The organism is uncultured Campylobacter sp. (genome assembly GCF_938040115.1).
Taxonomy (GTDB): domain Bacteria; phylum Campylobacterota; class Campylobacteria; order Campylobacterales; family Campylobacteraceae; genus Campylobacter_A.
In genome coordinates this window covers 1-10,159 of the sequence record NZ_CALHXD010000328.1, presented here as the reverse complement: position 1 = coordinate 10,159, position 10,159 = coordinate 1, and the positions used below count along the sequence as shown (strand labels likewise).

Genomic DNA, 10,159 nt, shown 5'->3' with positions numbered 1-10,159 from the left:
CGAACATGGACGAAAAGATAAAATTCCTACTCGCGCACTGCATCGCTATCTACGACGCTGCGATCTGTTGCGAGATAAAGGGCTCGAGCGACGCCAAAATGACTGCCGTCGAGCCTGCAAATTTAGAACCGATCTTTAGCGGAGCACGCATTGTGCAGGTGTTCGCCAACGGTGGCAAAGCGCATGAAATTTGCGAAAAATATCTAAAAACTCAAATTTTAAATGCGACGGGCAAAGAGGCCGTCAAACTGCCGTCCACGAGCCCAGCGAATGCAAATTTTAATTTTGAAAGGCTCGTGCGTGAGTGGACGATCGTTGCAAAAGTGTTAAAGAATAGCTAAAATTAACACTCTTTGTCTTTGCGTAGATTGCAAGATTCTAAAATTTAATATGAAGTATGACGTTTGCGTATACGAGTATAAAAATTTTTGATATAATTACTTAAAAAATTTAAGGTTTCTATAATGATTAAAAAAATTGAAAGTATAAATTGCGCTTCTTATAATAACTACACTTGGGTAAGTGATTTAGATGAGTTTAAACAAATTAATATATTTTATGGACATAATGGAGCTGGCAAAACAATATTGTCTAGGATTATGCGATGTTTTGAGCTGAAATCCTATCATGAAGATTATATAGATGCCGTTTTTTCATTAACAATTAATGACAACAAAACCATTAATCAAGATAATATAGTAAATTCTGAGGATTTAAATATTATAGTTTATAACAAGGACTTTGTTAATGAAAATCTAAATTTTTTAATCAATGGTAGAAGTAGTGGAAATATTAAATCTTTTTCAAGTGCAATTATTGGCAGGGATAATAGTAAAATTTTGAAAGAAATTGATGAATTATTGCAAAATTTGGGTAAGCCCAAAAGTGAGACTGAACAGGCTAGCGGATTATATTTGGAAAAAGAAAATTTACGAAAAAAAATCGAACAGTTAAGAGGAGAAGTTGCAAAAAAAGAGAATGAACATAACGAGACGCTAAAAAACAAAGCAAAGCAAATACGTGAAATACTTGGTTTATCACAATCTAAATATACTATCACTCATATACAAAACGATATAAGCGATATAAAAGAAATAGAATTGCAAAAATATATTTTATTGCCCGACTTATACAACAAGTACCTTAACACTATAGGGGATGAGGCTAAAAATATAGTTAGTTTTGAGACTAAAATTGACACTATCACATTTAGTGCTCTCGCAAACGATTGTAAAAACATAATTGAAGCAAAATTGGTAGCGAAGGAAGATATAGAGAACAATCTAAGAAAATGGTTGAATGAAGGCTTAAAATATCATGATTGCAACAAATTAGAATCTCAAGAATGTAAATTTTGTGGTAATAAACTAGCCAACGAACGTATAAAATGGCTTTTGGACAACTTGAAAGACGATAAAAAAGATAAACTTGCGCAAGATATATCAAGCAAACTGGACGAACTAAGAGAATTTTATAAAATAATTAAAGGTCTTATAGAAGACATAGAAAAAATTCAGATAAGCAATTTTTATATAGAATTTAAGGATAATTTTGAGACTAAAAAGCAAGAAGCCATTAAGGTGGCTAAAGAAATTTTAGGTGAAGTTAAAAATATATGTACAAAGATGAAAGAAAAAGAGGAGGATGTATATAAAGATTTGGTTTTTCAGGAACCTGATAATAAAACAGTAAATCTAGCCGATATACTAAACGAAATTAAGAAAATAATTTACAACAATAATCAAAAGACTAAAAATTTACAAAATGAGAAGCAAAATGCTAGTAATAAAATTAAATTTAATCAAATCGCCACTTTGCTGCGAGATATTAAGTATTACGATTCTAAAAAAGAATTAGAAATAAAAAAACAAGAAATAAGAGAAAAGGAAAGTAAAGAAAAACAAAAAATACTAGAGATTGATCAACTTAAAAACCAAATAAATAATAAAAAAGCCTCTATGAGCAATGAACAAGCAGGAGCCGATAAAATAAATGAGTATTTAAAATCCTATTTTGGAAACAATATGCTTGAGTTTAGAGCTGTTGAAGGAAACAAATCTGAATTTAAAATTTACAGAAACGGCAACGAGGCAAATAACTTAAGCGAAGGTGAGTGTAGTTTGATGGGATTTTGCTATTTTATGGCAAAATTACAAGATGCTGATAAAGCTTCTATTATTTGGATTGACGATCCGATTTCCAGTCTTGATTCTAATCATATATTTTTTATTTTTTCACTTATTGATAGCGAGCTTTTTGATGCCAAAGCGTTAAAATATCATCAGCTTTTTATATCAACGCATAATTTGGAATTTTTAAAATATATAAAAAGACTAAGGGCTATAAGTGACGGCAGAATAGATGAGAATAAAAAAGTAAATTTATACTTAATTGAGAAAGATGAAAATGGAAGCCATATAAAAGATATGCCAAAATTTCTCAAAAACTATACTACTGAGTTTAATTATTTATTTGAGCAAATTTACAATCAAAAAGATATTAGTGATATAGAAAATGAAGATATAAAAACTGCGTCAATTTATAATTTTGGTAACAATTTAAGAAAATTCTTAGAAGTCTATCTTTTTTATAAATATCCAACCGTAAAGTCTTTTGGTACAGAAGTTATAGAAAGATTTTTTGAATCGGGCGATGATAAAGCTGTTTCAAGCCTGGTTAACCGATATGCAAATGAGCTATCTCATTTAAGAGAAATTATGGAGCGAGGCATGAAGCCGCTTGATATTTTGGAGAGTAAAAAAATAGCTAAATTTGTTTTAGAGACCATTAAAAGGAAAGATCCTGAGCAGTACGAAGCTTTATGTGAAAGTATAGGAAAAAGTAGTGAGCTGTGAGTAAATTTAATAATTAATATGTGGTATGGACGTGGAACAAAGATATGAAATTTCGGCAAATTTTATCAGATTTAGTTCAAAATTTAAAATTTCTATTTTTACTCCCGCTTCTAGCCATCGGTGCGCAAGCTCTAGAGCCAAAAATCGTAATGAAGCCCGAAGCGAGCCTAAAAAACGGGCTTTACTACGTAAAAGGCAAGCTCTACGACGGCACGCTAAAGATGCTGCGCTACAGCGTCGAGGACCTATATGACGTAAATGCGATGGGCATGGTCTATCCGAGGCTAAAACCGCTGCCGCCCACGCTTATACGCGAGATAGACGTGCAGGGCGGCACGGCGGTGCGATATCGAGACTATTTTGACGGCAGAGACAAGCCCTCAAACGAATACCCCCTAAAAAACGGCGTCCGCGAGGGCACGGCTAAGCACTACCACGCAGATAGCGGCGCTCTGATGGGCGAGAGCGAATACAAAAATGACGTCCGCGACGGGCGCTACCGCCGCTACTACTTTGACGATGGCGGCGCGCTAAAGCAGGAGGGCGTTTTCAAGGCGGACAAGCGAGAGGGCGTATTTACCGACTATTACGTTAGCGGCGAGGTTAGCGCACGCAGCCCATACGTCGGCGGGCTGCGAAACGGCGAGGACGTAGACTACTACAAAAGCGGCAAAATCCGCGGCGTGCGAACCTACAAAGAGGGTAAGCGAGAAGGCGCGGAAAAATGGTACTACGAAAGCGGCGCCGTGGAGGAGACGGGCGAATACAAAAATGACCGCAAAAACGGCGCTTGGAAGCGATTTTACGAAAATGGTAAAACGCGAGTGGTAGAAAACTATAAAGATGGCGAAAAGGACGGGGTCGCGCGCGAATATTACCCAAGCGGCAAGCTCAGGGGCGAATACGAGTACAAAGACGGCCGCCAAACGGGCGCGGGGCTGGACTACTACGAGAGCGGGGCGCCGGCTGCCAAAGTGATGTTTAAAAACGGGCGCTATCACGGGCTATATGAGGAGTATCACGAAAACGGCAAGCTAAAAGCCAGAGTGATGTTTGAGGACGGGCTGGAAACCGGCACGGCGAAACACTACTACGCAAATGGCAAATTAGAGGCCGAGGGGGAGTTTGAGCGCGGCAGGCTCATCAACGCCAAAAAATACGACAAAGACGGCAAGCTAGTTAACGACAAGTCCGATAAAAACGGGCTAGCAAGGGAGTAAAATTTGAGAAATTTAAGGACTTGATGGCATCTAGATTAGACAATCGTTGTATAATAAGAGCAATAAAACTCAAGGAATAGAAATGAATAATCAAAAATTTGGATATGAGATAGACTTTTTGCCAGTGGGCGATGGTGGTAGCGGAGATGCAATAGCTGTTCGGTATGGTAATCCTGGGAACTATAAAGTTATGGTGGTAGATGGGGGAACAAAAGAATCCGGTAAACAACTCGTAGAACATATTCGAAAGTATTACAAAACGAACTTTGTTGATTATGTAGTAAATACACATCCAGATAAAGACCATGCTTCTGGGTTAACTGAAGTTCTACAAAATTTAGATGTTGGCGAGCTTTGGCTGCATAGACCTTGGCACTACATCAGGGATATTATGAACCATATAAATCAGAATTCGGATTTGATACTTGACGGCAGGGTTACTGAAGATAGTTTACGCAGAAAATTTGAAGACGAATATTATAGATATGCAAAAGAGTTAGAAGATATGGCTTTAGATAGAGGAATTGCCATGGATGAACCATATACGGGCTGTCAAATAGGAAGTTTTTACGTTTTATCACCATATATTAATTGGTATTTATTTGATTTGATCGTAAATTCTGATAAAACAGAAGATATAAAAATACTAGCTGCAAAAGAGAAATTATTTCATGCACTAAAAGATATATCGTTTAATATTGCAGAAAGCTTTGGTTTAGAAACGTTAAGGGAAGGTGGTAAAACAAGCAACGAAAACGAGAGTAGCGTAATTTTATACGCAAAATTTAATGGCAACGGCATTTTATTAACCGGCGATGCTGGAAATATTGCATTAAATCGCGCGTACAATTATGCTATTAGTTGCGATGTTGATATTTCGCAAAATTTGAAATTTATTCAAATTCCACACCATGGAAGCAGACGAAACGTTAGTCCTAGTATCTTAGACAAAATAGTGGGCAGCAGAGGCAAAAAGCCAAAAGAATCCATAAGTGCTTTCGTATCGGTTGGGGAAAATGATCCAACGCATCCAAGGCGTGTTGTTACGAATGCTTTTATTAGACGCGGATGTAAAGTAATAGAAACGAAAGGTAGTGCTAAGCAGCATTATAATAATATGCCCGATAGAGCCGGTTGGGTTTCTGCTGAACCAATTCCATTTTACAATGAGGTTGAAAACTATGGCTGATTTAAAGCTTTTTGGTACGTATAATCTTTGTGCTAGATTTGCACCTGGATTTTTATTTATAGTTTCGATATATATCTTAAAAGGCTATGATTTAACTAAACTAGAGACTAATAGCTTTGTCTATATTGTAGCGATAGTGATCTTGTCTTTTGCTTGTGGATCTACTTCTGCTAGCATAATAAAAATAGCTGAGAGCTTGTTTTGGGGAAAATTTGGTAATCCAATAATCATTTATCTAAAATGCCGCAAAAAAGACCTATACGATGGCTTATTTGAAAAATTTAGAAATGACGATGTAATAAAAATTGTAGATGAAGGACAACCATTTACTGTTATAGTTGATTATGCACATACACCCGATGGACTTGAAAATATTTTAAAAACAACAAGAGAAGATGAAAAGTTACTATGGAAAAATATATTATACGGCTTTTTTAGAAACTCTATTTTGCTTTCTATTATTGGTTTTTATTTTTCGTATTTAGCCGGATACTTTTGTATAAATCTTATGGTTTGCTTTTCTATTATAGTTATGACTTTTTTATCTTCATTTTTGTATGCTCAGCAAGCCATTGAAAGCTATATTGAAATTGGCAGTACAAGAACTTTAGATAAATAGAGATAAATATTTTATGGAACTATACCTAGTTAAAATTTTGCTGAGTTTGAGATATAAATTTCTATGAGCGATAGGATTCAAACACGCGTTTGTTCTTCAAAAAATAGGTACTTGAGGAATGGCTGACTCTCGAACAGATCGGCATATATTTGAGCAGAAACGGTCACGTGAAATTTTATATGAGCGATCATACGAAAATAGTCCTACAAACTCTGACTCAAATGATTTGTGGTGCTCGGTACAGTGGACAGAGGGAGATTGTTTGGGTAAGACCAGAAAAACTCTCGGGCGCATACTACAGTTAGGTGTCAGGTCAATATCGGATGTGTATTCGAATAGCGCGGTTGATCGGTAAGATTTTATAAAATTAAATTTATACTTGTAATTTTTAGGCAAAGCAATGAAAACCTTTCTGTTTGTTATCGTTTAGTGTGATTGTTTTTACGTTGAAATTTATGCGTGTGCAAAGAAGTTAAATCACATAAAATTTTTAATTGTCTTTAGGGGCTGGAAGGCAAAGGAATTTTTATTAAATTTAGTTAAAATTTTAAAATTATTATTGCCCGAACTTAACCGCGACTTAAAAGTGCGATATTTGCCGCCCGCATCCGTTTGCTGATCACACACTGCATGCCGTTTCACTCGTCGCGCCCGCCCTGTGCTGCACCGTAAGCCCATCCGCTGGCGCCGAGATCCGCTTTAAATTTTAAATTTAGCCGCAAATTCCGCGCGCTAAATTGCAAAATTTCAATAAAGCAAAAGTTGCGCGAAGCATCCACAAACAGAAAAGCCAAAATAATCTTCGTTTTTAGCTTAAAATATCAATGTTCGTAGTAAAATTCACTCAAATTTTACTGTAAAAGGAGCAAAATATGGCTGTTGCAGGTATTATTATCGGCACGGTGGTGCTGTTTATCGTGGGCTGGGCGATAGTGCGGGGCAAGTACGCGCCGCTCGTGCTTTTTCTTTCGGGCGTTTTTATGTTGATCTGCTCAGTCGCGCTGGGCACGGGGAATTTTATGCCCAAACAGGCCGTAGCGACGGGCAACGCCTACCTAAACATCATCGAATTTATCCGATATATGTTCTCAAACAGATTTGCAAATTTGGGCCTTATCATCATGTTTATGGTGGGCTTTGCGAGCTATATGACGCATATCGGGGCGAACCACGCTTTCGTCTCTATCGCTACGAAGCGCTTTGCTAGGATCAAAAACCCATACGTCATGGTATTCGTCGCATTTGCGGTGGCTAAGCTCATCAGCATGGTTATCACTAGCGCGGTGGGGCTTGGCGTGCTATGTCTTGCGCTGCTAGGACCCGTGCTCATCTCGCTTGGACTAAACAAGCTCACCGTAGGCTCGATCTGCGCGATGTCCGGAGCCGCCTCGATGGTGCTCATCGGCGCATCGACGGCCGCTGCGGCGAAGGCCACGCAACTTAGTATTTTAGATTATGTTTTCGTCTATAAGATCCCGGCCGCGCTTCCGACTTCGATCGTGATGGGTATCGCGCTCGTTTTTTGGAACAGGTATCTGGATAAAAAAGAGGGCTGGGTATGCAGCGAGCACGTGGGCGAAGTGATGGAATTTGACGGCGCAGTGCAAAATCCCGAGACTGTCGCGCCTAAAATTTACGCGATACTGCCGTTTTTACCGATGATTTTAGTGGTCGTATTTTCGCAGTACTGCATCGCCTCTATCAAGCTTGACATCTCGGCTATCATCATCCTTTCAGTCGTCATCGCGATGCTTTTTGAAGCGGTCAGGCATGGGTTCAAATTTGACCCGATCGCCGAAGGGGTCAAGGTATTTTTCCAAGCGATGGGCAAGAGCCTAAGCGGCGTCGTGATCCTTATCATCGCAGCGGGCGTATTTGCAGAAGGCTTTAAGGCGCTAGGCATGCTCGATAGTATCGTCAAGCTCGCAAATTCGCTAGGTTTTGGCGGCTTTGGCATGTCGGTGCTTTTCGTCGTCATCACGACGCTTGTTACGATCATCTCGGGCTCAAACGGCGCGAGCTTCTACCCGCTCATCGAGATGGTGCCTCATATCGCGGCTAAGCTAAACGTGAGCTCGGTTATGCTCGTGCTACCGATGCATCAGGCCTCCACTATCGCTCGCCCTCTCTCGCCGGTAGCTGGCGTCGTCGTCGCGATAGCGGGCATGCTAAAGTGCAGTCCGCTCGATATCGTCAAGCGCTGCAGCGTGCCTGCGGTCTTGGGCCTCGTTAGTCACCATATTTTCGTATTTTTACTCTCGTTGTGAGGCGAGAGATGCAGCTTCCTAGATGGACGTTTGAGGACGCGTACGGCGACTTTGACGACGCGAGATTTACAGATGCGCTATCAAATTTAGACGAAATTTTAGGCGAGATAGAGAGGCTAATTAGCGCGGGCGGCGGGCTAAATTTACTGATAAACGCATACGAGCGCGGCTTTGAGGAGGCGAACTCCTTGCTCGCGTTTTGCCGCTGCAAATCAAGCGACGACACCAAAGACGAGCGAGCGGGTGCGGCCGAGGCGAAAATCAGAGAGAAGCTTTTGCGCCTTGAGTGGACGAAAGAGATCATTTTTGAAAAGATGGACGCGCTGGATCCCTCTGATACCGCGCGCCAAACGCAAGAGTTTGCGAGGATAAAATTTCTCTACGACGAGCGCAAAAACAGCTGGCGGGCAAAATTTGACGCAAAGGAGCGTAAAATTTACGAGGATACGGCGGCTAGCAGTTTCGCTCCGCTTTACGGCGTATTTAGGCATCTAAACAACCTCATCGCCGTGCAGGCTACGGATAAATACGGCGCAAAAAGCGTCTATAATCTCTCAAAATGTGCGGGCGTTTTAAAGGGCTCGCCCGATGCCGCGCTACGAAAGAGCGTATTTGAGGGGCTAGCGGAGCATTACGCTAGGCATGCCAGCTTGTACGCCGACGTTTTAAATTTGCTTCAGAGCTTTAGGCTGGGCGAATTTAGGGCGGCGGGGATGGATATCCTCACGCCTAGCCTGCAGCAAAATAAAATCAGCGAGCAGGCCGTAACGGCGATGTTTGCGGCGCTAGATCGCAGATCGGACAAGATCAGAGAGTGCGTGAGTCTGCGCGCGAAGTACTTTCCGCAGGGTAAAATTTACGCCTGCGATCTGCTAGCGCCGTCTCCCTTTGCTAGCGCTGATGATATCCCCTACGAGCGGGCGATAGAGACGATCTGTGCGGCTCTGTGCGAGGTTGGCGAGGAGATACCCGAATTTATCAGAATGATGCTACAGAAAAACTGGATCGAGGCGCAGGTACGCGAAAACAAAGCAGGTGGCGCGTTTTATACGAGGTTTGATAAATTTCGGCAACCGCGCGTGTTTTCTAGCTACATGGGCACGCAGGCGCATATGATCCAGCAGGCGCACGAGCTCGGACATGCGTGGCACTACTGGATCATGCGCGATCTGCCTGCGCTACACACGCAGTTTCCTATGACGCTGGCGGAGGCTGCGAGCACCTTTAACGAAGCCGTGCTGCGAAACTATCTGCGAAAAAACAGCGCGGATAAAAATTTGCTCTTTGATATCTTGTGGCAGGAGTTAAAATCGGCGGCAAATTTCATGCTACACATCGGGGTACGGTTTGATTTTGAGATCGCTTTTTTAAAAGCTAGGCAAAAGGGCGCGGTCGGCACGTCGCAGATAGAGGAGCTCATGCAAAAGGCGTGGCGAGGCCGCTACGGCGATACGACGCAGGACGCGGAGGGCTTTTTGCCGTACTTTAAACTGCATTTTTACAAAACCGATCAATACATCTACAACTATCCCTACACCGTCGGTTACCTGCTCTCGCGGTTTCTGCTGGGCGAGTTTAGGCGCGCGGGCGATAAATTTATCGGCGCGTACAAGGCGTTTTTGCGGGAGTGCGGCGTGATGAGCGTCGAGGATTTGCTGCAAAAGCACTTCGGCAAAGACGCGCGAACGCAGGAGTTTTGGCTCGAGTGCGTCGATAATGCGCTTGTTTACGCAGATGAGTTTAAGCAGCTTGAAAAGCAGATGGAATTTGATAAGGCGGCAAATTTGGGCGGGTAAATTTGAACTCAAATTTGATTTATTTTTTGCCAAATTTAAGAGCAAAAATGTTGAGCTTTTTGCTCTTACCGCTTAAATACTGTTTTTAACCATAAAATGTAATAGGGTAGTCAAATTTAAAACTACCTCGCAAAATTTGGTATGCGTTACAAATTTACACTTAACTGATAACAACTATCATAACTAAGCTATTTTTTAGCTAATCTATTTTAT

6 protein-coding genes and 1 pseudogene are annotated in these 10,159 nt (G+C 41.0%); all 7 read left to right on the top strand.

From position 1 onward, the window contains the following. Nucleotides 1-341, top strand: a pseudogene (locus tag Q0314_RS11065) (DNA-deoxyinosine glycosylase); the annotation flags it as partial. 123 nt (nt 342-464) lie between these two features. Next, nucleotides 465-2,855 carry an AAA family ATPase gene (locus tag Q0314_RS11060; protein WP_298059032.1) on the top strand — a complete coding sequence of 797 codons (2,391 nt, stop codon included), beginning with the start codon at nt 465-467 and terminating at the stop codon, nt 2,853-2,855. A gap of 44 nt (nt 2,856-2,899) precedes the next feature. Next, a complete protein-coding gene (locus Q0314_RS11055) occupies nt 2,900-4,075 on the top strand; it encodes a toxin-antitoxin system YwqK family antitoxin (protein WP_298059029.1) in 1,176 nt (391 codons plus the stop codon). A gap of 82 nt (nt 4,076-4,157) precedes the next feature. Then, nucleotides 4,158-5,264, top strand: coding sequence for an MBL fold metallo-hydrolase (locus Q0314_RS11050; RefSeq protein ID WP_298059026.1), 1,107 nt, complete (start codon nt 4,158-4,160; stop codon nt 5,262-5,264). Further along, nucleotides 5,257-5,883: a cyanophycin synthetase gene (locus Q0314_RS11045; RefSeq protein WP_298059024.1), complete on the top strand. Its 627-nt coding sequence runs from the start codon at nt 5,257-5,259 to the stop codon at nt 5,881-5,883. Before Q0314_RS11050 ends, Q0314_RS11045 begins: the two co-directional genes overlap by 8 nt. 872 nt (nt 5,884-6,755) lie before the next feature. Beyond that, a complete protein-coding gene (gene dcuC, locus Q0314_RS11040; RefSeq protein ID WP_298059022.1) occupies nt 6,756-8,150 on the top strand; it encodes a C4-dicarboxylate transporter DcuC in 1,395 nt (464 codons plus the stop codon). Nucleotides 8,151-8,158: 8 nt separating this feature from the next. Next, a complete protein-coding gene (locus Q0314_RS11035) occupies nt 8,159-9,946 on the top strand; it encodes a M3 family metallopeptidase (protein ID WP_298059020.1) in 1,788 nt (595 codons plus the stop codon). The last annotated feature ends 213 nt before the right edge of the window (nt 9,947-10,159 follow it).